This is a genomic window from Lapidilactobacillus dextrinicus DSM 20335 (assembly GCF_001436095.1).
GTDB classification, from domain to species: Bacteria; Bacillota; Bacilli; order Lactobacillales; family Lactobacillaceae; genus Lapidilactobacillus; species Lapidilactobacillus dextrinicus.
In genome coordinates, this window is the sequence record NZ_AYYK01000004.1 from 187,554 (window position 1) to 211,531 (window position 23,978).

Here is a 23,978-nt window from a genome sequence, read left to right on the forward strand (position 1 = left end):
TACTAAAAATATTTAACTTTTATTTGACTGTTCCTGTAATTTTGTAATCGGTTACGTTACAATGAAGGAGGAAATTAGATTATGATAGGATGCGAATATAACAATGACAAAATATATTAATGTAACAGATTTAACAACAGTTATACCAGCAGCCAATGCCGTATGGCAAGCTGCTAATACGCAACAAGTATCAATTCCGACTGATCTAGCGCCATTAACTTTTGAACAGGAGCTGACGCCAGTTGCTGTTTTACAAAAACTATATTCTGAATTTTTACCTGGTTTAGATCAAGAACAAATAACCACAGCGGTTGAAACAGCGACGCAAGCTATTTTTAAAGATAAAGCCTTAAGTCAGTTTGTGACCCCAGATTATACTGAAGTTGATCATCCACAAACTCAATTTAACTTTAGTGAATTATTTAATAGCCCCACGATGACCAGTGCTGATTTAGCAACCTTAGCAATCACTCATTTGGCCGCAACCACACAAACTTTTGTTGCCACAGATCCTGAGTTATTAATTAGCCTAGGCCAAACTTTATTAGCTGACCAAAAGTTAATCGGTATCTATGATGAACGTCAGTTACCAACCATCTTAAAAACAGAGCTTGCTGAGTTACAAGGTCATGATAATGTAGCACTCTATTTAGATGATCAACCGACAGTTGCTGCTAATCATCTTTTAACCAGCCATCCAGAGTATCGCTTAATTGATCAAACCGTGCTATTGACGCAAATTCCTTTAATTGCTGCCTTAGTCAATTTAACGAATCAGGCTCAATCTGAAGCAGTGAATCTGGTTATCCCTGGTACTAAGTTAAATGCCGTCTTAGCAGCACTCTATGCTCGTCAATTAGGGTTACCAATTGCTAAAATTATTGTTGCTGTGGCTGCTGAAAGTAATTTGTCCGCTTTTATCAACGGTGAAGCGACTGAATTAGCACCAGAGATCAAAGTAAATTTGCAGCGTTTAGCAGCGTTAGTTGCTGATAAAGCAGTTAACACAGATGCTGAAATGGTGACAGCATTACAACAAACTGATATTTTAGACTTTGTTTCAGTTGATCGCACTGAAGTTGCCGCTGAAATTCGCTTCTTACAGACGAAATTAGATTATACGGCTGGATTAGAAACAGCTCTGACAACTTTAGCAGTTCCTGAAGCAACAGCGGCAGCAACCGAAAATGTGGTCTTAGCGCTGATTGATCCTTATGTCACACCAGAAACCATTTTACGTGGTTTAACTGGTCGAAATGATGGTAAGACCGGGTTTGAGGCTGTTCAAATTTTACGCCAAATTGTTGGCGCTAAACCTGCCCGCTTAATCACCCATTTAAAAGGCGTTAAGGCTGTTGAAACACCAAAATTTGCAGAACACGATTTCAAATAATCTGTTTAAAATTACAAGAATCAATTAATAGAAAAACGACTACGATAAATTCGTAGTCGTTTTTTAGTTAATGCTTAGTAAATTCCCTTACCTTCTGAATCGATAATAGGATCATTAAAATCACGGCGATAGTAATCAACATCAATGATTTTATATTTATTGTTGGTAAATTTAGCGATAATTAACCCTTTTTGCACGGGTTCCCAGCCTTCACTACCTAAAACAACCAATTGGTCATTAACCACGTCTGCTTTTTTACCGAAGTCTTCACCAAAGAAGGTTTTGATTTGCTCAACTGTGGTAAGCGAGGTGTAAGGTAAGAAGTAACTCAATTTAGCAGTTGAAAAAGCGGCAAATTCTGTTGCGGGGAAATCAGGTAATTCATTTTTTTCCATTATACTCACCTACATTTTATTTTCTATATGATGACATTTCATGTTAAAATTAGTTGTTAGCCAAGGAGGTTATTGACATGGCATTACCAAAAATTGCGGAAGAATTAATTGAATTTCAGAAGCGTAAAGAATTAACAGATACTCAAATCGCATTTGAGAGCCACTTCAGTGTTGAAGCCATTCATCAGATTAAAGCTGGCGAGATGACGCCTACTCCTGAAGAAGCACAACGTCTGACAACTTATCTTGCTAGTAAAAGATAGCAACTAGCTTATTTAGATCAACTTCACACTGTTAGGCAGTGTATGTAGAAAACGTGATAATATCACGTTTTTTTATTTGGTTGAAGTTTTTTAACCGATACCTAATGAGATTCGCGCATAGCGGCTCATCATATCAGGATTCCACTGTGGATACCAAACAAGTTCGATCTCAACATCATTAACTTCAGGCAATGCCTTAAGGACATGATTAATGTTATCGCTAAGATAGTCGGTTAAAGGACAACCCATTGTCGTTAGCGTCATGTTAACTGTAGCTAAGCCATCATCATCTAGATCAACTTCATAAATCAAGCCGAGATTGACAATGTCAATCCCTAATTCTGGATCAATAACAGATTCTAGTGCGTTTAGCATTTTTTCTTTTTGTTCATCAGTTGCCATAAGCTTCACTCCCTGCCCCTGATTATACCGACAAATCAATGAAAGCGCAATTTAAAAATCACTAGTTCAATGATGCTTAAAGTGAGAAAACTTTATTATTAGCGTATTTTTTGATAAGATTAAACGATACGTTTTATTAAAAAACAACTTTTATGTTATTCATAAAAAACAAGATAAAAAGGAATTAGCTCATGACACAAAAATTAATTGCATTAGATCTTGATGGTACAACCTTAAATAATCAATCTAAAATCACTAGTGAAACCGCCCGTGTTCTTAAAAAAGCTGAAGATGCTGGTAACCTTGTAGCAATTGCCACTGGCCGTCCTAATCGCATTAGTGTTAATTATTATCACCAATTAAAGTTAAATAGCCCGATGGTTAATTTTAACGGTGGTTTAATTCATGTTCCCGACCAAGTGTGGGCTGGTGAACGTGATTCTACTATCCCTCGTGATTTAGTTTTTGATGTACTAAAGATGAAACGCGACTTACCGATTCAAATGATTGCTGCTGAAGGCAAAAACTTTTTATTTGCTGACCAATTAGCTGACTTAGACATTGGTTTCTTCCCGACTCAATTAACTAGCGAACAAATTTTAAATGAGCAAAGTTTAACCACTGATCCGACTTCTTTGACGATTTTCTTAGATAATAAAGATCAAGTTTATGTGAAGCAAGTTCTTGGTGCTAAATATCCCAACATTGAAATGAATAGTTGGGGTGGCGAAGTTAATGCTCTAGAAATTGTCCATCATGGCATTAACAAATATGCTGGTGTGCGCTACGTCGCTGATTATTTCAACATTGCTGACCGTGATATCATTGCTTTTGGTGATGAAGTCAATGATTTAGATATGTTAACCAATGTTGGCTGGGGCGTTGCTATGGCTAATGCCGTACCTAATGTTAAAGCGATTGCTAATGATGTGACAACTTTAACCAATGATCAAAACGGATTAGCTGATTATTTAAGCCATTATTTAAGTTTATAATTAAATTTTAAAAAGACGCTATTAGTCAAAATGATGACTAATGGCGTCTTTTTGTAAAGCAAATTATTTGGTAATTTGATCAATTTGAGCTAATTCAGAATCACTGAAATCTAAATGGTCTAAGACTTGCAAATTATCTTCAAGCTGGCTAACTCGACTAGCACCGATAATGACACTTGCAACAACCTCGTTGCGTAAATCCCAAGCTAAGGACATTTCTGCTAGTGATTGTCCCCGTGATTCAGCAATTTGGTTCAATTGTTTAATTTGGGCTAAACGTTGATCTACATCCTCAACTGACAAGAATGGACTATCTTGTCGATTAGCACGCGAATCTTCAGGAATACCGTTCAAGTAACGATCAGTTAATAAGCCTTGTGCTAAGGGACTGTAAACAGTCGCCCCTTTGTGTTCAGCAGTTAAAACGTCGAACAATCCATTTTCTGGAGTTCGCTCAAACATATTATATTGGACTTGGTGAATAATATAAGGCGTCTTCAAGTCGTTAAAAATAGTCGTAATCGCTTGGGTTTGTTCAGCGTCATAGTTAGAAATGCCGATATATAAAGCCTTACCAGATTTAACAATTTGATCTAACGCTAATGCTGTTTCTTCAAACGGTGTTTCAGGATCAGGACGGTGTGAATAAAAAATATCAAAATAATCCAAGCCTGTTCGTTTAAGACTTTGGTTACAGCTAGCGATAATATTCTTGCGTGAACCCCACTCACCATAGGGGCCAGGCCACATATAAAAGCCGGCTTTAGAAGTAATAATCATTTCATCACGATAAGGCTTAAAATCATCATGAAAGATTTTACCAAAATTCTCTTCAGCTGATCCTGCACTTGGACCATAATTATTGGCAATATCAAAACAAGTAATGCCGTGATCAAAGGCGTAATGTAATAAGTCACTTTGGTTAGCAAGGCGATCAACATCACCAAAGTTGTGCCAAAGACCTAACGATAAAGCCGATAACTTTAAGCCGCTCTGCCCAACACGCCGATAAAGCATTTTTTCATAACGATTCTCTGCTGCACGATAGACCATTTAAAAAAACTCCTTTAGATTGATTTTATTTTTAAGAAAACATTAGAACTAGTACTTACTCATGATAAAACGGTTACCTTTGGTTTAGCAAGTGAATTGGAATTATTTGTATTAAAAAAGGACAGCAGCGGCTAAATGCCGTGAGTCCTTTTTGAGTGTTTATTTTTGTTCACTGCGTAAAACGCCGCCTTGAGCATAGCGATTAGGTTGCATTTCATCAAGAATAACATGAACGTGTTCTGCAGGAACATTGATATTCTTAACTACGGCTTCCGTAACGTCTTCAATCATGGCTTTTAATTGTGCTTCTGTCCGACCAGCAACGACTTCAATATGAACGAATGGCATGGATCAGCCCTCCTTAATTAAATAAAAGATAGTTTTATTATCGGCTATTTAGGGAGTGTTGTAAAGCTGTATCGGCTAGTACTTCATTAACAGAGTGGAAGCTAATCACGATGACATTCAGGACTAACCCAAGTGCCAGTACCCTGTCCTAAAATAGTTTTAACAGCCGCAATAAAAGTCGTTAAAATTGTTAAAGTATTGATCAACCAGTAGAACAACATGTAAAAAGGTGCAAATAAAAAGTATTTTAATTTACGACCGCGATCATCAACAATAAGACTTGCCATAAGTTGTAAAATACCAGCAATCATTTCAAAACTAATGAAAACAGCTGACGTTGTAATAAGTTGGTCAATAGCAATCCACTGCCCTGAACCAATGGCAATCATCATCTTCACAATAAAAACCACAGAAGAAAACCAAAAAAATAATGACCAGATAATGCTTAAACTTTGATCAACGAATAGCATCGTTCTGCCAATATTTTGAATTGGTTGATGGAAGACTAATTTAAAGTTGGTTAGCCAAACTTCTGTACCGCCCTTGGCCCAGCGTTTACGTTGATGATAGAGTCCCTTGAGATCTTCAGGTACTTCCATAAAAAACATAATTTCCGGTGCAAATAAAGATAGCCAATTACGTTCTTGATGATCCCAAGCAATACTAATGTCTTCAGTTGCCCGATTTTGCCGAAATAAACCAACATCTAGTAAAGCTTTTTCCGGTACATCGTGTTGGCACCACTATAAGCATAAATAACGCCTAAAACCGCCTGTTGCGTTCGTTTAATAATACCAACGATACTGGAGAATTCAACAGTTTGTGACTTAGCAATAATTTTAGTGCGATTTTTAACGTCCATGTTGGCCGTTACTGCAGCAATATTATTGGAGTCAGAGTATAAGAAATAATTAACATATTTCCATAAAGCATCTGCTTCAGGTACAGTATCAGCATCGTTGCTCAGGATGAGTTTGCCTTTTGCAAAGCCAACGCCAATGTTGAAAGCATGGGCTTTTCCCTTATTCTTTTCAATATGAAGTACACGATGATTATCATACTGTTTCATCAACCGCTCAAGAATCGCGGCGGTTTGATCAGTTGAGCCATCATCAGTAACTAGGACTTCATAGTTATGATAATTTAATTTTGTCATCAAATACGTGATTGTTTTTTCGATAACAATTTCTTCATTGTGGGCGGGAATCATAATTGTAACCATTGGTTCAATTTCTTTAGTAAGCGGAATCCAAGCTGGTAGATTATATTTAAATAAAAATCGAAAACAAATTGCGCCCACAAACCAATAAAAGGCCCCTAATACTGGATAGGAAACAAGTATTAGAAAAATAATTTTAAAAAATCCGCTTAATTGTGCAAATATTAAATTCATTACGATTCACCATGGTCTTTAAATAGATTTTGAATTGTATCATCCGCCAAGTTCTTTTCCTCGGGAACGGAATAATAACGAATCGATTCACGCATTTCCCTTGGTCCAAAACGTTCAGTATAAAATTGTTCCATAATTAAAGCCCGATGATTAACTTGCCTTTCATCGGGCAAGGTATACTGAGTTAATTGACGCTTATAAATATAATTATTACGGATTGTTAAAATAACAGCACCAGTGAAAATCACAATTGCCGCAATTAAAAAGAATAAGCCTAGTGACTTAATTGCACTTGTTTCTTGTTTTTTTATATTAAACTGGAACGGTTTAAGTACTTGCGGCCAAAGATAAGGCAACGTCAGCCAAATGAACGATGAAAAGACCCCTAACCAAGTTAAAAGTGCAAATAAAGTTTGCCGAATTTTTAAACCTAAATGACCGGGCATGAAGTACCGATCAGATAATAACTCATGACTGACCGCTTGACGAGTAATTATTTTTTTAACCATTGCTATCTCTCGATTTCCTGAAAATATGACGAATAACTATACTACCTTCAAAACAATTATTATATCACAAAGCCAGTAGCTCAGTTCAAAAAATCTACCATATTCTTGGGCTAAACGTTATATATTTTTTGTGAACTCATCACTTAATTAAGTGGTTGGTTGAATGTAAATTTATTCATAAATTCTATTGATAACTTCGTGCAGTTTTTTTAGTAATGGACTAAAATATAGAGTATTAAATCGTTATGGACTAATAAAATACGATGGTCTATTTAATCAAAAAGGGAGTTTATTCATGGCAACAAAAAAGTATGGACGTTCCGCTTGTACATCAATTTTAATCGGTAAAAAAGCTAGTATCGACGGTTCGGTAATCATTGGCCGTAACGAAGATAGTCAAACTGCTTGGCCTAAACATTTAAAATTCTATCCTCATGTTGAACACCAACAAGTAATTTTTAAGTCAAAGGCTAATAAATTTGAACTTAATCTGCCAGAAGTTGCCTATCAATACTCGGCCACACCTGAATGGACAGATAAATATGGTATTTTCGCAGAAGATGGGATCAATGAGTATCATGTGGCTGTTAGCGCAACAGAAAGTGCTTATGCTAATGAACGGGTTTTAGCCGCTGACCCCTTCGAATTAGAAACTGGCATTTTAGAAGAAGCAATCATTACAGTTGTACTTCCCTACGTTAAGACGGCTCGAGAAGGTGTTAAGCGTTTAGGTGAAATTATTACTGAACACGGTAGTGCTGAAGCTAACGGGATCTTATTTGCTGATCAAGAAGAAGCTTGGTACTTTGAAGTGGCTTCAGGACATCAATGGGTTGCCCAACGAATTCCCGATGACGGTTATGCAGTTGTTGCGAATCAATTAGGCATTGAAGTCGTTGACTTTAACGATACTGATACCTTTATGACGGCACCTCATCTACAAGAATTCGTTCAAGCAAACCAATTATGGCCAGCTGATCAACCCTTTAACTTTCGTCGGATTTTTGGCACTACTGATGACTCAGATTTAGTCTACAACACACCGCGCGTTTGGAGTGGCCAACGATTATTAACACCATCTGCCAAACAAATGCCACAAGACTTTAATTTGCCGTTTATTCGCAAGCCTGATTTTCCAATTTCTGTGCAAATGGCACAACGTGTACTAAGCGATCACTATCAGAATACACCTTATGATCTGGTTGCCAATCCGCAAGGAACCCCACGTTTTCGACCAATTAGTGTGGCCACTTGTCAAGAGTCGCATCTCTTACAATTACGCCCCGTGCAACAACCTGAATTAATTGGTGTGCATTGGTTAGCAATGGGCATTGCTGCCCAAAGTGTTTATGTGCCATTTTATAGTTATGGTCAAAAAGTCCCCGCAATGTATGCCCACGGCAAGGAAACTTACTCAACTAATTCAGCATACTGGGTCTTCAAACAAGCCAGTGTTCTCTTAGATCGTCATTGGGCGCGCAATGCTAAGTTATTAGCTGGTGTACAACGCGATACTAACCAAGCCTTAACGCAACAATTACGTCAATCTGATCAGGCGTTGGCTAAACAAGCAAGTCATCAAGCTTTGATTGATCAGCATAATCAAAAAGTTGCTGACATCGCTTTGAAAGCTTACAAAAAATTAACAGCGCAACTATTGACAGAGCAAACTGCTGATTCCCCCTTAAACTTTAATGTCGACCCTAATCTCTAAAATTTCTAAAAAAAATCGAAGCCGCAAGACCAGCGAGCAACCAGGTTTTCTTATCTAGTTACGCTCCGGTCTTAAGACTTCGATTTTTTTATACTTTAAAATTTTTTTGATGACCGTAGTGTTGTCTGCAAGGCCCAAATTTGGCTGGCCAATGCTAATGGTGATTGATTAGCTGCAGTAATTGTGTAATTAGCAGCGGACTGATAACGTCGTTTCCGATTTTGATAACGCGCTAATAAAGTTACTGGTGAGTTTTGTTGGGCAACTGGGCGATTTGAATCGTTGGCAATGCGTTGCCAACAAGTTGCAAAATCAACGTCTAGCCAAAATACGTCATTCTGTTCAGCTAATAGTTGCCAACTTTTTTGATACTCAATAATGCCGCCACCTGTGGCAATAATTGGTGTGTTAGCCTGCAAAGCCATTTTTAAAGCCTGGAATTCTACTTCGCGAAATTTTGCTTCGCCAATAGCCGTGAATAATTTGCCAGTGGGTTGTTGATATTTGCGGCTCAATAGTTGGTCTGTGTCGACCATCGGTAATTGATATTGCGTCGCTAAAGTTTTAGCGATGGTTGTTTTACCTGCACCCATAAAACCAATCAAAATGATACTCATTTATTTTCATCCTTTAGCAATGAAATCAGATCCTTGATAAATGTTGGATTAGAAATCGCGATACTTTCAATACCAGCAATGGGCAATTTCTCGCCAATCAATAATTCGGCAACGACTAACATCATCGCAATACGGTGATCTTGATGAGCGTCTAACGGTACACTAGGGCGTTTTAATTGAGTGGGACCGGTAATTTGCAAACCATCCGGTAATTCAGTAATTGTCGCACCAAACTTAGTTAATTCTGTGGCGATAACGTGCAAGCGATCGGTTTCTTTATAGCGTAATTCATGCGCGTCACGAATCACTGTCGTTCCTACTACCTGCGTTGCCAGCAAACTAATAATTGGAATTTCATCGATTAAACGTCCTAAATTTTTCTGATTAATCGTAAAAGCTTTTAGTGGTGTGATCAAAGTTTTAATTTGAATATCAGCGCTTGGCTCGCCTGCGGTTGTTTTATTTAAATATGTTAGTGGTGCGTGTTGTGCCTCTAATAATTGTAAAAAGCCCGTGCGAGTTGGATTAAGACTGTGATTAGTTACCGTTAAGCGACTATTAGGTAGTAACAAAGCTGCAGTGATCAAAAATGCTGCCGTGGAAGGATCGCCAGGTACCGTCAGTGTTTGGCCAATTAACGGTTGAATCAAGGGCTGAATCTGTAAACAACGTTGCTTTTCGTTGATATTACCGCCAAACTGAGTCAACATTAATTCGGTATGATTCCGACTTTCAGCAAGCTGACCGATTTTTGATGGTTGGTCTGCTTGCAAAGCTGCTAAAATTAAAGCCGATTTTAATTGGGCACTGGCAATTGGCATTTGATAATTCAAAGCTTGTAAATGCTGATTTGGCAAAATTGTCAAAGGTAGCTGATCAAACTCATTTAGATAGTTAACTTTCATCCCCACAGCTTGCAAGGGCGTAACCACACGTGCCATTGGCCGTTGACTTAAACTGGCATCACCAACAAGGGTGATTGGAAAAGCTTGTTTAGCTAATAAGCCTAAAAATAAGCGCGTCGTTGTGCCAGAATTACCGAGATTTAAGGGCTGTTGAGGTTGCTTAAACTTAAAACCACCCTGCCCCTCAACAGTTGTTTGTTCACCAGTAGTCGTGATTTTAACCCCTAGTTGTTGTAAAGCAGTTTTAGTCCGCAACACGTCTGCTGCTGGTAAAAGCCGGTTAATGACTGTTTGTCCTTTTGCAATTGCACCAAAAATTAACGCGCGGTGAGAAATGCTTTTATCACTAGGCGTTTGATAAGTTCCTTGCAATGATTGTGTGGGCGTTATTTGCAGCTCTTTAAATTGTTGTTGAATTTGTTCTGATTTAGTCATTAATCTCATCCAAATAAGCTTGATAGTTGCGTTTAATTCGAGTTAAATCATCAGCCCCAAACATATCGCAAAAGGCTTGCATGATTGTAATCGCAGTCATTGCTTCGGCAATAACCGAAGCTGCTGGCACTGCTGTTGTGTCAGAACGTTCAACCGTTGCTTGGGCAGGTTCTTTGGTTTGAACATCAATGGTTGGACTACCAGTTGGTTGGGTCGGAATGGGTTTCATCACCAAATCGATTAATAATGGCGCACCATTAGTCATGCCACCTTCTAATCCACCTTGATGATTGCTCAGCCGTTGATACTGCCCCTGTTTGTAGGTAATTAAATCTAAAGTTGCGCGACCATTCGTTGTCCCCAGGGTAAACCCATCACCGAAACTAACGCCTTTAATGGCGTTGATACTCATTAAGGATTGACTTAAACGGGCATCTAATTTTTGTTGAGCGTCAACGTAACTACCTAATCCTGCAGGTAGTCCTTGCACAATCACGCGAATTTTACCGCCTAAAGTTGTCTTAGCCGCTTGAGCTTGATCAATGACAGTGAGCATTTGTTGGGCTGCTGTTTCGTCTACTGTGCGGACATTACTTGCTTGTACAGGCAATATCACTGCTGTTGTAAAATCAGTAGCGGACTGTGCCCGACTAACATGAGCTAATGTCTTGTTATCTAGTTCAGCCTGGCCAATTGCGGTGACTATACCACTGATCTGAATACCAAAATTGGCCAAAAATTGTTGGCATAAATTACCCACTGCTACGCGCATTGCTGTTTCGCGGGCACTAGCTCGTTCTAAAACATTACGCAAATCTGTGAGATGTTGATACTTTAGGCCGCCAACTAAATCAGCATGACCTGGTCGTGGTTTGGTAATCGTTCGTTTACGATTTTCCGGTGTGTTTTGATCGGCCTCATTCCAAATTGACATGACGTGTTGCCAATTTTGATAATCTTTATTTGCTAATAATAACCCAATTGGCGAACCTAATGTTTTACCAAAACGAACGCCACTGGTGACTTGAACTTGGTCGGTTTCAATTTTCATGCGGCCACCACGACCATAGCCGACTTGCCGCTGGCGCAACTGATTTAAAAGGGTTGCTTGATCCAGTGGCACATTAGCAGGAAAGCCTGAAATAATGGCCGTTAAAAAGGGCCCGTGAGATTCACCGGCTGTGACATAATCCATTTGTTATCATCCTAACCATTGTTTAAAATCTGTAAATGTCATGGTCTGTAAATAAGGTTGTCCAATATCATGCAGTAAGACCAATTGAATGCCGACATCATTTGCTTTTTTATCTGTCATGAGTTTAGTCATAATCTGTTGGTGCGTGAACTGCTGAGGAATTTCAATAGGTAAATTTAGACTACTTAACAGTTGTTGTGTCTGCGTCAACACTGATGTTGGTAGTTGTTGATGCGCTACTAAAGCACGCATCATCGCGACCATGCCAATGCTAACTGCCTCACCATGATGTAATTGACCAGCTGCTAATGCTTCCACCGCGTGTCCAATCGTATGACCAAAGTTTAAATAACGGCGCTCCTTAAAATCGTAAAAGTCTATCTGAGCTAGCTGAGTCTTAATTTGAAGGCCCCGCGTAACTAACCGGGCCAATAAATCAGTCTTGGTCAATTCGTCTGGGGTGATTTGTGCTAGTAATTGTTGATCCTCCGGTTGTTGCTCACTAATCAATAATGATTTAATAACCTCGGCCAAGCCAGCCGCTAATTCTCGTTGTGGTAGCGTCAACAATAATTCTGGATCGACTAAGACCGCTTCTGCTGGGTAAAAAGTACCAATTAAATTTTTAACGTCGTGATAATCAATGGCCGTCTTGCCACCAATGCTACTATCTGATTGGGCAACGATTGTGGTGGGTAATTGAATCAAGTGCAAGCCACGCATAAAAGTACTGGCAACTAAAGCGCCTAAATCACCAACCATGCCGCCACCAAGGCACAACAAATAATCTTGACGGGTAAAATGATTTTCAATTAATTGTTGATAGCAAATTTCCACATTGGCTATTTTTTTACTAGACTCTCCTGCGGCCACAATCTGAGTAAAGACTTGACTAACTGCCGCCAGTTGTTGAACTAACTTTTGTAAATATAACGGCGCCACCTGACTATCTGTTAAGATCAGGATTTTTCTACCCCCAAGTTGCGGCAAAGCAGTTAATAACTGCTGACTACTTCCCGTTTGTACTTGGATCTTCGTCGTTTTATCCGCGAGCTTTAATTGCCAATTAGTCATGATTTTCAGTTAAAGCGTGAATTTGTTTAGCTTGAGCCACCAGTTTAGTGAATTGCGCTGGGGTCAATTGTTGTGCTGCGTCAGAAAGTGCTTGACTAGGATGGTCATGGACTTCAATTAGTAAACCTTGAGCACCAGCAGCAACACCAGCGTAAGCCATAGGTGCAACTAAATCAGCATGACCAGCTGCATGGCTAGAGTCAACGATAATTGGGAAATGGCTTAATTTCTTGGCAACTGCAATTGCGCCGACATCAAGAATATTACGGGTGTAGGTACTATCAAATGACCGAATTCCGCGTTCAACTAACATTACTTTTGAATTGCCTTCACTGATAATATATTCAGCCGCGTTTAACCATTCATCAATTGTTGCAGCTAAACCACGTTTTAAAGCGACTGGTTTATTGGTTTTGCCAACGGCCTTTAACAAGTCAAAGTTTTGCATGTTACGAGCGCCAATTTGAAAAATATCGGTATATTCGCCAATCGTTTCGACTTCTTCAACAGACATGACTTCAGTAATCACATCTAGGTCATTTTCATCGGCGGCTTCGCGTAAATAACGTAAGCCTTCAACACCTAATCCTTGGAAGTCATATGGTGATGTTCTAGGCTTGAAGGCCCCACCGCGAATAACGGTTGCTCCAGCAGCTTTAACTTCAGCAGCCAAGCGGTGAATCATTTCTTCATTTTCAACCGAACAAGGACCAGCCATGATAGTAAAATTATCGCCGCCAATTTTATTATGAGCTGTTTCAATAATTGTATCTTCGGGTTGGAACTTGCGACTGCTTAATGCATAACGTGGTTGCGTTGCTTCAATATGTTCAATCACTGAAGCTTCACGGTCGGTAAAATCAAAATGATCTAAATCGTAAATGATCAAATGATTGTCAGACATAACCCCATGATGGTGGCCTTTTTTCATTTGCTCTAAAATATCGTCGACGATAACGTGGTTCATTGGTGTTTTAAATTGAATAATCATATGGTTGAAGTCCTCATTTCAAAAAAGATTCGATTTCATTAACGGGTAAATTTTTACCAGTCCAAAAGTTAAAGGCACCCGCTGCTTGTTGCACTAACATGCCTAAGCCATTATGGGTTTGTAATCCAAGTTGAGCTGCCTGTTGAAGTAATTGCGATTGGCGTGGTTGATAGATGACATCCCAAACTTTAGTTGTTGGCTGTAAATGGGTTAATTGTTGGCGTGTTAATGACGCTTGATCACTAAGTTTGCCAAACCCAATGCTCGTGGCATTAATCAACAAGTTAAACTGTGGCCAATTAAGTTGTTCAACTTGTTGCCAAGGCTGACAAGTTAATTTAGTCGTTGTTTTTGGTGTTAAATTCTTAATCAGTTGTTCAACTTGTTGGTAGTGTAGCCGATGTGCACGTTGTAAAACCGTGACACTAGCAACCGGTGTTAAAGCAAATGCTGTTAAGATCGCACGTGCTGTGGCGCCACCACCGAGTAAGAGAATATTGGCCTGGGTTAAATCAACACCGTGAGCTTTAATATCAGCAACTAAACCAGTACCATCAGTATTTTCACCAATTAAGCGTCCATTGTCATTATAAACGGTATTCACCGCACCAATCAGTTGAGCACTGGTTGAAATAGTATCTAGTTCAGGCAAAATAGTTTCTTTTAAAGGCAAGGATAAATTACAGCCAGTCAACGGTTGCTGCCGAATTGCTCGAGCCACTTCTTGCCCACTAGCATTTGTATCAATAACAAAATAAACCGCGTTTAGGCGGTTTACTTTAAAGCCATAATTATGAATTTGGGGTGACAAACTATGCTTAGCGGGATGAGCCAATAAAGCATATTGAGCCTGATTAGCTGTTTTGTTTAACATTTAATTCACTGATCTTCAAAACAACATCAAGTGCTTGTTCCATAACTTGCTCAGAAACATACTCATAGCGACCGTGCATATTTTCACCACCGGCGAATAAGTTTGGTGTTGGCAAGCCCATGAATGATAATTTAGAGCCGTCAGTACCGCCACGAACAGGTGATTCATCCGGTGTGATATCTAATTCAGCCATTGCTTCTTCCGCTAGTTTAACAACATCCATGTGATCTTTCATAACTTCAACCATGTTGTAGTATTCGTCATGCATGTCTAAAGCTAAGCGTTCTTGGCCAAGTTCTTTGTTCATTTTAGCCACAATATCTTTGACTAATTGTTTACGGTTTTCGAGGCCTTCACGATCAAAGTCACGAATAATATATTCCATATTGACTTCATCAATCGTACCGTTGAAAATCCAAAGCTGGAAGAAACCTTGGCGGCCGTCAGTTGTTTCTGGTGTTTCATCACGTGGTAATTGATTTTGGAAGTCAATACCTAATTGAATAGCACTAACTAAGATATCTTTAGCACTACCAGGATGAACATCTTTACCTTCAATCTTTAATTTGAAAGAAGCGGCATTAAAAGTTTCATATTCCAATTCACCTAGCGGACCACCATCAACAGTATAAGCAAAATCAGCATTGAAATCTTTAACATCAAAGTGATCGGCACCAGTACCAATTTCTTCATCAGGACCAAAGCCAACTTTAATATCACCGTGTTTAATTTCGGGATGACTAATCAAATATTCCATAGCTGTCATCACTTCAGCAACACCAGACTTATCATCAGCGCCTAGTAAGGTTGTGCCATCAGTGGTAATTAACGTATGACCGGCATACTTCTTTAAACTTGAGAATTCGGCCGGATCCAAGACATATTTGCCATCAGCATCAAGCTTGATAACAGATTGACCGTCATAATCTTCAACGATTTGAGGGTTAACACCTTCAGCGTTAAAATCAGCGGTATCAATATGGGTAATAAAGCCGATTGTTGGTACTTTGTGATCAAGATTTGATGGTAATAAAGCTGTCACATAACTATTTTTTTCGTTATATTTAACTTCACTCATGCCCATTTCTTCCAACTCAGCCATTAATGACTTTAAAAATGGTACTTCATGAGCAGCGGAAGGAATTGTGTCAGAGTTAGGATTAGAACGTGTATTAACCTTTACATATTTAAGAAATCTTGGGACTAAATTTTCGTATTTTGCCATGATGTGATAACCTCCAGTAGTTTAAATAAATTGAAATGGATCAGTGTTAATCTGTGAAACTTGGATCTCGAATTGCCAATCATGCTGTTGTTGCCATTCTTTAAGTAACGGTGGCAGTCGCTCCATAATCACGGCTTCGATATGATGACCAGGATCAATGACGCTTAAGCCCTCAGCTAACATATCGTGAGCGGTGTGATAATAAACGTCGCCGGTAATTAAAACATCGGCCTCTTCAGCCAAGGCTGCACGATAAAACTTACCGCCATCTCCGCCAATAATTGCGACCCGTTTAACGGGGTGCTCCGGATGATGGGTTGTTAAACGCAAACCAGAGACGTTAAAAACTTGTTTGCAGGTTTGGGCAAACGCTAGTACCGACTGCGTGGTGGGCAGTTCACCGACAACACCTAGATAAATCGAGGGCTCACTAAAGTCTTTTGTGCGCCGATTAAAGGGCCGTAGATTTTGTAAGCCAATTTTCTCACCTAGCCAGTCGTTCATGCCGCCGGGCGTTTCGTCTAAGTTCGTGTGAGCAGCAAAGACGGAAATTTGATGTTGAATCAAATCCATATACATTCTCTGTTGGGGATCACGATAGTCCAAGTGTGGTGCTGGGCGAAACATCAGCGGATGATGGGCTAAAATCAAATCAACTTGATTAGCAATTGCTTCTTGAACGACTTCTGGTCGAACATCTAAGGTGATTAAAATTTTATGAACAATTTGGTCACGATTACCTATTTGTAAGCCAATCGGATCATGGGGTTCTGCATAACGTGGTGGTGCAAATTGTTCGAATTGATCAATGATTTGCTGAACGGTTGGTTGCATTTAATCCCTCCTTAATCAAATCAACTTCTTTAGCCATCTGTGAAATCTTATCGGCTGGTGGCTCACTAGCATTTTGTAACTGCTGTAAAATTGCTTGTTTTTGGGTTAATTTAAATTGCCAGTAATGAGTAAAATCAGCAGGCACTGCTGGCATTTGCAACATTGCCGGTCCCATTAATAATTGCAGATCAGTGTAAGTTGTTGGGGTTTTACTAGGCTGAGCTGCCATCATTTGATAATAGTGACCTTCATCAAAAACTAGATTCTCAGCTGTAATTTGCCAATTGTGTTCGGCTAACCATTTACGAACGACGTCGACATTTTGATTAGGCTGTAAAACTAAGCCTTTCAGCCAACTAAGTTCTTGATGACCACGCTCTAAAATTTGTGTGATTAACATGCCACCCATACCGGCAATCACAGCACATTCAACTTGATCATCTTGCTGAATGGCTTGTAGACCATCCGCCAAGCGGACGACTAAATCTGCCGAATAAGCACTGTTTTTGACGTGTGCTGCGGCAATTTCGTATGGTCCGGGAATGACTTCACCACAAACTGCAAAGTCGATTTTATTTTGTTCTCGTAAATAAAGTGGTAAGTGGGCATGATCAGAACCAATGTCGGCAATTCGCCGCCAAGGTTGGGTTAAGTCTGCCACTGCTTGTAACCGTTTTGAAAGTTTAACCATTAAAAACTCCTTGAAATTGTTTACGCTTCTATTATAGCAAAGATTGCCTTAATTAATTAGCCCCACAACTAAACCATTTTGAAAATTATTAAAACTAAAAATTCCTCATGCTCGTGCTTCGAATACACATGTGATCATGTTAATACTAATCTGGTTATTTCCGTATCTCCGGAAAATACGGCGGTGGAACGCTGCGATCCTTGATTTAAGCCAATCGAGGCTTGTCTTAAATACAAGCTTTGTTGTAAATGCTAAAGCATCAACAACAATTTCGCGGCTGACCGCGATTTTCCTACGCTACTCATATTATTGGTATCATTTTTAAACTCGACGATTATTAAACTACTTGTCAATCTAACTTTATAGCAAAAGTATTATCATGTTTCATGTACCCCTTAGCAAAAAGTACTAAAAAAGCTCAGGACAAAATGTCCTGAGCTTAAAGTTAATTATTCTAAGAAATCTTTTAATTGGTTAGAACGTGATGGGTGACGCAATTTTCGCAATGCTTTTGCTTCAATTTGACGAATCCGTTCACGCGTAACACCAAAGACCTTACCCACTTCTTCCAAAGTGCGAGTTCGACCGTCATCAAGGCCAAAACGTAATCGTAAGACGTTTTCTTCACGGTCTGTCAACGTATCTAAGACACTCTCTAATTGTTCTTTCAACAATTCATAAGAAGCGTGTTCTTCAGGACTAGTTGCATCATGATCTTCAATGAAATCACCTAAATGAGAGTCATCCTCTTCACCAATTGGTGTTTCTAACGAAACGGGTTCTTGAGCAATTTTCAAGATTTCGCGAACTTTTTCAGTTGGCATGTCCATTTCAGCACCAATTTCTTCTGGTGTTGGTTCCCGACCTAAATCTTGTAATAATTGACGTTGGATTCGAATCAATTTATTAATTGTTTCGACCATATGAACTGGAATCCGAATTGTTCGAGCTTGATCAGCGATTGCACGCGTAATTGCCTGACGAATCCACCAGGTGGCATAAGTTGAGAACTTAAAGCCCTTGCGGTAATCAAATTTCTCAACGGCCTTCATTAAGCCCATGTTACCTTCTTGGATTAAATCAAGAAATTGCATGCCACGACCAACGTAGCGTTTGGCAATTGAAACAACTAAACGCAAGTTAGCTTCTGCTAATTCTTGTTTTGCTGTTTCGTCACCTTGTTCTATCCGTAAAGCTAAGGCAACTTCTTGGTCAGCCTTTAATAACGGAACACGACCGATTTCTTTTAAATACATTCGGACGGGATCGTTAATTTTAACTCCTGTTGGTGCAGAAAGGTTCGTTAATGACTTCTTACTAACTTCTTTTTCTTTCTTGAGGGAACGGGCACTAGGATTACCGTCTTGATCAACAATTGCGTAACCTTTGTCTTCTAGTTGCTGCATTAATTCATCGACAGCTTGATCTTCCAGTTCAAAAGGTTGAACAATTTTGCTAACTAGTTCATCTTCGGTAATTTCTTTATCGGGTTTGTGTTCTTTAACTAAAGCATTAACGGCAGTAGTTAATTTCTTAACCTCTGCTTTCATTTCTTGTTTTGTTTTAGTGGTTGTTTTTTTAGTTGTTTTCTTTTCTGCCATCTAGATTGTCCCCCTACATTGCTATTGACTCAATTGGCGTTTTAACTGTAAAAGTTCGTTTAGCCATTTCATCTCTGCATCACCATCGCCTTGTTCGGCCGCTCGTTTAACTTGTTGCTGAGCATTTTTTAAACGTTGGTCAAGGTGAGCAGTTTGAATATTATGAATGTAATCATTGATTTCAGCATCGCTAATTTCATCCGGCAGTGGCATCATTTCAACTTCCATTAACAATGGTTGCTGATCCGGTGTGAGAAAATCAGCAAAGCCGGCCACATCATGCTGACCGTCTGTTTGTAAATATTGTTGCCAGTTTTCAAATAATGTTTGCAACTGCGGATTATTAAAGGCAAAATCAGCTTGATCAATCAATTGTTGACACAGCGTTGGATCGCCAATTGCCAAATTCAACAAGCGTCGTTCAGAAATCTCGGTCCGATTTAAAACGACATTTAAAATTGGCGGCGCTGAACTTGTTTGCTGAGTGGTTAAACGCGTTTGTCGTTTCTTAGCACGCTCTTTACGTTGATATTGCCGCACTGCATTGGTAAATTCGGTTTTTAATGCGGTTAAATCAACATTAGCTTGATCAGCCACTTGCCGTAAATATAAATCTTGTTCGACTGTTGACTCAATTGTCACCAAAGTTTGTAAAGCACTTTGAACATAAGCCAAACGTTCATTATCAACCGAGAAATTATATTGTCCAGCTAAACGTTGTAATTCAAACGCTACTGGTGTTAAGACGTGACCTTCTAATTGCTGTTGAAATGCTTCAGCACCATGAGCCTTGATGTATTCATCAGGATCTTGGCCATCAGGTAGCATCACGACACCAATTTCGAACGGTCGCTCCTTAACTAATTTCAACGCATCAGCAATTGCATTCTGACCAGGTTCATCACCATCATAACAAATAATTAACCGCTGTGCGGCCCGAGACAATAAATATAATTGATCAGACGTTAAGCTAGTTCCCATTGAGGCAATACCATTAGTTACCCCGGCGCGATAAGCACTAATGACATCCATGAAGCCTTCAAACAAATAGGCTGTTTTGGTTTGCCGAATTTCGCGCTTAGCTTGGGCAAAATGATAGAGCACATCACGTTTTTGAAAAATTTCAGTTTCTGGTGAGTTTAAATATTTCGGTTCGTTATCAGACTTGGTTAATAAGCGTCCAGAAAAAGCAATCACTCGCCCAGACTGATCCCAAATCGGAAACATCACCCGATTACGAAAACGATCAATTAACTGACCATCTTGACGTTGCGCAAACAGTCCAGAACGAACCATTAATTCACGTGAGACATGACGTGTTTTTAAAAAGTTGAGTAGCAAATCACTTTGATCAGGTGCAAAACCTAATCCAAATTCGTTAATTGCCTGCTCATCAAGTTGACGATCCTGTAAATAATCCAGTGCTGGCTCACCAATTTTAGTTTTCAACAAAATATGCGTGTATAAAACTTGCACATCTTGATAAAGTTGGCGTAATTGTTGAGCCTGCGATTGATCTGCCGTAGCTTTTTGCGTGGCGAGATCTTGGGGCAGCGAAATGTCACTGAAGTCAGCGACTTTTAAAACTGCTTCGGGAAAGGAAATATCTTCAATATCCATGATGAACTTGAAGACATTACCACCACGATGACAGCTAAAACAATTGAAGATTTGTTTGTCTTCCGTTACTGAAAATGAAGGCGTCTTTTCTTCATGAAAGGGACATAGCCCAAATAAGTTTTTTCCTTGTTTTTTCAGTTGAACGTACTGACTGACAACATCAACAATGTTAGTCTTTTGCCGCACTTCCTCAATAAAAGCTTCGGGAATTCTTCCTGCGATGGTAATCACTTCCTCTCACTATCAATTAGCAAGAAATGGGCTGAACCGTGAGATACCTAAAGTCAGCCCAGTTTACATAATTTCGCAAGTTATAATATACCACTATTTCAGAAAGTAAACAAATAAAAAGATTATGATTTCAAAAACTGTTGACAGTTAATTAAGCATTGGCTACACTAGTGTCAATTTCAAGTGAGCGAATTGTTTAGGATTTGTTAAACACACTTAGCGGTGCTGAATAATCTTTCTCAAGGAACTCAAATACGTAAAGGAGTAATGAACATGCAAAAGCTATTAACTAATCTTAATCGTTCATGGCAAAGCCAGCAGAACAGATTGTAGTGCCGTCACACGGATACAATCTGGCAAACAATTTGTATCTGTGCTGGCTAACTTTTGTGTGTTAAAAAGAAGTCTGCATGGAAAACGTCCATCAACAGACTTCTGCTGTTCCTTTTAATTGAGGCAAACGAGCAGAAATGCTGGTTTGCCTTTTTTGTATCTCGTGATTAATTTTATCAATGAAAATGAGGTTATGATGATGAAACGAATGCTTACTTTTATTGGAGCTTTGCTTATTTTTTTAATTGAGGCTTTCATTAAGACCAACCAGAACCAAACACTAAGTACCACCAAAAAAATTCCAACTGTTGGCATTTTACAACCATTAACCCACCCTGCTTTAGATGAAATTCATCAAGGTTTTGTTGCGGGTTTAAAGTCAGAGAGTTTTATTGATGGTCAAACGGTCAAGCTTGATTTTCAAAACGCTCAAGGTGATCAAAGTAATTTAAAAACCATGAGTACAAAATTTGTGGATGAAAAAGTTGATTTAATGGCCGCCATTGCCACCCCTGCTGCGCAAGCTTGCGCCAATGCTGCCAAAGGTCAGACACCGGTGCTCTTAGCAGGTATCACCGATCCGGTTGGGGCTAAGCTAATCAAAACAGATCAGCATCCTGGCGGTAATGTGACGGGCACTTCAGGTGATGCGCCTTTAGATAAGCAACTTCAGTTACTACAAGAAGTTGTCCCACAAGCTAAAAAATCGGCATCATTTATTCTTCCAGTGACCATGGTGGTGAATATAATGCCAAGAACTTTGCTAAATTGGTTACTCAAGCCAGTCTAACGCCAAAATTCTATATGATTAGTAATACGAATGATATGCAACAAGTGGCCCAACAAATGGTTCGTGATGTTGATGCCGTCTATGCACCACAAGATAATAATGTTGCGACTGCTATGAAAACACTCGTAAGTGCGGCTAATGGTGCTAAAAAACCAGTTTTTGCTTCTGCTGATACGATGGTTAAAGACGGTGCGTTGGCAGCTTATGCTATCACCCAATTTGACTTAGGTAAAGTTGCTGGTCGAATGGCCGGTCAAGTTTTAAAAGGCCGTAAAACAGCCAACTATCCTTTAGCCTACGTGACGAAAGGTCTCAATGTCATTAATGAAAAAACAGCACGAACGTTGGGAATTAATCTACCTAAGTCCGTTGTTCATCAGGCACAAACGAAAAGAGAGATGATTAAATGAGTATGATTGTTTCTGCTATTGGTCAAGGCTTATTATGGGCCATTTTAGGCGTTGCATTATTTTTAACATTTCGGACCTTAAATTTTGCAGATATGACTGTTGAAGGCACGTTTCCTTTAGGGGCGGCAGTAGCCGTCACCAGTTTAACGCACCACCTCACGCCCACTGCGGCAATTGGGTTAGCTTTTCTAGCCGGAGCTGTTGCTGGTTTGATTACAGGATTACTTTATACTAAAGGCAAAGTGCCTATTTTACTGGCTGGTATTTTGGTTATGACCGCTTGTTTATCCATTAATTTGCGGATTATGGGAACATCAAATATTTCATTACTTGGCCAAGCAACAATTTTTAGCCAACATTTTCTCAAAACACTCCCCCGTTATTTTGATAGTGTCCTGGTTGGGTTAATTGCCATTATCATCATTACTAGTTTATTAATTTATTTCTTGCAAACTGATTTAGGTCAAGCTTTTATTATGACTGGCGATAATCCGGTGATGGCCCAGTCTATCGGTATTAATACTGATAATATGATAATTTTGGGGTTAATGGTCTCAAACGGTTTAATTGCTTTAAGCGGCGCATTAATCGCACAAAGCAATGGTTATGCTGACGTTAATATGGGGATTGGTATTATTGTGATTGCTCTTGCGTCGATTATTATTGGTGAAGTTGTTTTTGGGACCTTAACTTTAAATCAACGACTTGTTGCTGTAACCCTTGGCAGTATTATTTATCGTTTTGTTATTCTCGGTGTTTTACAGCTTGGCTTTAGTACCAACGATTTAAATTTAATTTCGGCCATTATTTTAGCGATTTGTTTGTTATTACCGCAAGTCAGCAAGAAGTTAAAACTTGACCAACTATTGCGTAAAGGAGTGAGCCGCGGATGACAATGCCAATCTTGCAACTTAAAAATATTGTTGTTGCAGCTGATCAACAAAATGTTGAACAAACGAAAATATTAAAAAATCTCAATTTAACAATTAATTCAGGTGATTTTATTAGCGTGTTAGGTACCAACGGTGCTGGTAAATCCACCTTATTTAATACAATTGCTGGTCTTTTACCGCTAACTTCAGGTGAAATATTACTAAATGGGCAAGCAATTAATCATTTAAGTCCAGAAAAGCGATCTCGACAAATTGCCCGAGTTTTTCAAGATCCTAAATTAGGAACAGCGCCAAGAAGGACCGTTACCGAAAATTTATTGCTTGCTAAACACCGTGGCCAACGTCGCACGCTTAAACCGCGTCACTTAAAACAACAACGGCATGAGTTTACACAATTATTAGCGACAATGGGTAATGGCTTAGATCAACACTTAGATACACCAACTGAAAATTTATCTGGTGGACAGCGTCAAGCGTTAAGCTTCTTAATGGCGACTGAAAAACGTCCCGAACTATTATTACTAGATGAACATACGGCTGCTCTTGATTCTAGGACCAGTACTCAATTAATGAGGCAAACCAATCAAGTTGTAACGACCCAACAACTGACTTGTTTGATGATTACTCATCATTTAGAAGATGCTTTAAAATATGGCAATCGTCTCATTATTTTAAATGCTGGTCAGATTTTATTAGAGATTAGTGGTGAACAAAAAGCCGCGCTAACGAAACAAACTGTGTTAACTTATTTTGGTTAACTTAATTAAATAAAAAAGGTGTCATCATAGCGAATT

Annotated in this window: 22 protein-coding genes and 2 pseudogenes; 7 read left to right on the forward strand and 17 right to left on the reverse strand. The window is 39.1% G+C overall.

Translation table 11 applies throughout. From position 1 onward, the window contains the following. The first annotated feature begins 103 nt into the window (after nucleotides 1-103). On the forward strand, nucleotides 104-1,393 hold the full coding sequence (locus tag FC84_RS03025; protein ID WP_057755198.1) for a hypothetical protein: 1,290 nt from the start codon (nucleotides 104-106) through the stop codon (nucleotides 1,391-1,393). 74 nt (nucleotides 1,394-1,467) lie between these two features. Here FC84_RS03025 and FC84_RS03030 read toward each other — a convergent pair whose 3' ends face one another. After that, complete coding sequence (locus FC84_RS03030) at nucleotides 1,468-1,788, reverse strand: hypothetical protein (protein ID WP_057755201.1); 321 nt, start codon at nucleotides 1,786-1,788, stop codon at nucleotides 1,468-1,470. 77 nt (nucleotides 1,789-1,865) lie between these two features. Between FC84_RS03030 and FC84_RS03035 the strand changes: the two genes are divergently transcribed. Continuing rightward, nucleotides 1,866-2,051, forward strand: coding sequence for an LBP_cg2779 family protein (locus tag FC84_RS03035; protein WP_057755204.1), 186 nt, complete (start codon nucleotides 1,866-1,868; stop codon nucleotides 2,049-2,051). Between the two features lie 90 nt (nucleotides 2,052-2,141). Here FC84_RS03035 and FC84_RS03040 read toward each other — a convergent pair whose 3' ends face one another. After that, nucleotides 2,142-2,453 (reverse strand): metal-sulfur cluster assembly factor, encoded by a 312-nt coding sequence (locus tag FC84_RS03040; protein ID WP_057755206.1) that lies wholly within the window; start codon nucleotides 2,451-2,453, stop codon nucleotides 2,142-2,144. A gap of 191 nt (nucleotides 2,454-2,644) precedes the next feature. On the opposite strand from FC84_RS03040, the gene FC84_RS03045 reads away from it, so the two are divergent. Then, nucleotides 2,645-3,448, forward strand: a complete 804-nt coding sequence (locus FC84_RS03045) for a Cof-type HAD-IIB family hydrolase (protein ID WP_057755209.1) — start codon at nucleotides 2,645-2,647, stop codon at nucleotides 3,446-3,448. A 63-nt stretch (nucleotides 3,449-3,511) separates the two neighbouring features. On the opposite strand, the gene FC84_RS03050 is transcribed toward FC84_RS03045, so the two are convergent. From FC84_RS03050 to FC84_RS03065, 4 genes and pseudogenes are all read right to left on the reverse strand, one after another. Continuing rightward, entirely contained in the window at nucleotides 3,512-4,501 is a 990-nt protein-coding gene (locus tag FC84_RS03050; RefSeq protein WP_057755212.1) for an aldo/keto reductase, read from the reverse strand. Between the two features lie 159 nt (nucleotides 4,502-4,660). Further along, a complete protein-coding gene (locus FC84_RS03055) occupies nucleotides 4,661-4,849 on the reverse strand; it encodes a 2-hydroxymuconate tautomerase (protein ID WP_057755216.1) in 189 nt (62 codons plus the stop codon). Nucleotides 4,850-4,950: 101 nt separating this feature from the next. Further along, nucleotides 4,951-6,191 (reverse strand): annotated as a pseudogene (locus tag FC84_RS03060) (glycosyltransferase family 2 protein); the annotation flags it as partial. Nucleotides 6,192-6,241: 50 nt separating this feature from the next. Next, nucleotides 6,242-6,751, reverse strand: coding sequence for a hypothetical protein (locus FC84_RS03065; protein ID WP_057755218.1), 510 nt, complete (start codon nucleotides 6,749-6,751; stop codon nucleotides 6,242-6,244). Nucleotides 6,752-7,046: 295 nt separating this feature from the next. Between FC84_RS03065 and FC84_RS03070 the strand changes: the two genes are divergently transcribed. Beyond that, nucleotides 7,047-8,465, forward strand: a complete 1,419-nt coding sequence (locus tag FC84_RS03070; RefSeq protein ID WP_057755221.1) for a C69 family dipeptidase — start codon at nucleotides 7,047-7,049, stop codon at nucleotides 8,463-8,465. Nucleotides 8,466-8,560: 95 nt separating this feature from the next. Here FC84_RS03070 and FC84_RS03075 read toward each other — a convergent pair whose 3' ends face one another. From FC84_RS03075 to dnaG, 11 genes are all read right to left on the reverse strand, one after another. Continuing rightward, nucleotides 8,561-9,082: a shikimate kinase gene (locus FC84_RS03075; protein WP_057755224.1), complete on the reverse strand. Its 522-nt coding sequence runs from the start codon at nucleotides 9,080-9,082 to the stop codon at nucleotides 8,561-8,563. Further along, nucleotides 9,079-10,422, reverse strand: coding sequence for a 3-phosphoshikimate 1-carboxyvinyltransferase (gene aroA / locus FC84_RS03080; protein ID WP_057755227.1), 1,344 nt, complete (start codon nucleotides 10,420-10,422; stop codon nucleotides 9,079-9,081). Before aroA ends, FC84_RS03075 begins: the two co-directional genes overlap by 4 nt. Then, a complete protein-coding gene (aroC, locus tag FC84_RS03085) occupies nucleotides 10,415-11,617 on the reverse strand; it encodes a chorismate synthase (RefSeq protein WP_057755232.1) in 1,203 nt (400 codons plus the stop codon). Before aroC ends, aroA begins: the two co-directional genes overlap by 8 nt. Before the next feature lie 6 nt (nucleotides 11,618-11,623). Continuing rightward, on the reverse strand, nucleotides 11,624-12,691 hold the full coding sequence (aroB, locus tag FC84_RS03090) for a 3-dehydroquinate synthase (protein ID WP_057755235.1): 1,068 nt from the start codon (nucleotides 12,689-12,691) through the stop codon (nucleotides 11,624-11,626). After that, nucleotides 12,684-13,682 (reverse strand): 3-deoxy-7-phosphoheptulonate synthase, encoded by a 999-nt coding sequence (gene aroF / locus FC84_RS03095; RefSeq protein ID WP_057755238.1) that lies wholly within the window; start codon nucleotides 13,680-13,682, stop codon nucleotides 12,684-12,686. Before aroF ends, aroB begins: the two co-directional genes overlap by 8 nt. Nucleotides 13,683-13,695: 13 nt before the next feature. Further along, a complete protein-coding gene (locus tag FC84_RS03100; protein ID WP_057755240.1) occupies nucleotides 13,696-14,556 on the reverse strand; it encodes a shikimate dehydrogenase family protein in 861 nt (286 codons plus the stop codon). Continuing rightward, nucleotides 14,537-15,781: a peptidase T gene (pepT, locus tag FC84_RS03105; protein ID WP_057755243.1), complete on the reverse strand. Its 1,245-nt coding sequence runs from the start codon at nucleotides 15,779-15,781 to the stop codon at nucleotides 14,537-14,539. The genes FC84_RS03100 and pepT overlap by 20 nt, the downstream gene beginning before the upstream one ends. Before the next feature lie 21 nt (nucleotides 15,782-15,802). Beyond that, nucleotides 15,803-16,615 (reverse strand): Nif3-like dinuclear metal center hexameric protein, encoded by an 813-nt coding sequence (locus FC84_RS03110; RefSeq protein ID WP_057755246.1) that lies wholly within the window; start codon nucleotides 16,613-16,615, stop codon nucleotides 15,803-15,805. Further along, entirely contained in the window at nucleotides 16,587-17,306 is a 720-nt protein-coding gene (locus tag FC84_RS03115) for a tRNA (adenine(22)-N(1))-methyltransferase (protein WP_057755249.1), read from the reverse strand. Before FC84_RS03115 ends, FC84_RS03110 begins: the two co-directional genes overlap by 29 nt. 449 nt (nucleotides 17,307-17,755) lie before the next feature. After that, complete coding sequence (gene rpoD / locus FC84_RS03120; protein WP_057755251.1) at nucleotides 17,756-18,907, reverse strand: RNA polymerase sigma factor RpoD; 1,152 nt, start codon at nucleotides 18,905-18,907, stop codon at nucleotides 17,756-17,758. A 21-nt stretch (nucleotides 18,908-18,928) separates the two neighbouring features. Continuing rightward, entirely contained in the window at nucleotides 18,929-20,758 is a 1,830-nt protein-coding gene (gene dnaG, locus FC84_RS03125) for a DNA primase (protein WP_083479513.1), read from the reverse strand. 529 nt (nucleotides 20,759-21,287) lie between these two features. Here dnaG and trpX point away from each other — a divergent pair. From trpX to FC84_RS03140, 3 genes and pseudogenes are all read left to right on the forward strand, one after another. Continuing rightward, nucleotides 21,288-22,291 (forward strand): annotated as a pseudogene (trpX, locus tag FC84_RS03130) (tryptophan ABC transporter substrate-binding protein). Then, the gene (locus FC84_RS03135; RefSeq protein ID WP_057755254.1) at nucleotides 22,288-23,184 is read left to right on the forward strand and encodes an ABC transporter permease; all 897 of its coding nucleotides are present in this window, start codon (nucleotides 22,288-22,290) and stop codon (nucleotides 23,182-23,184) included. Before trpX ends, FC84_RS03135 begins: the two are co-directional and overlap by 4 nt. Next, a complete protein-coding gene (locus tag FC84_RS03140; RefSeq protein ID WP_057755257.1) occupies nucleotides 23,181-23,942 on the forward strand; it encodes an ABC transporter ATP-binding protein in 762 nt (253 codons plus the stop codon). The genes FC84_RS03135 and FC84_RS03140 overlap by 4 nt, the downstream gene beginning before the upstream one ends. The last annotated feature ends 36 nt before the right edge of the window (nucleotides 23,943-23,978 follow it).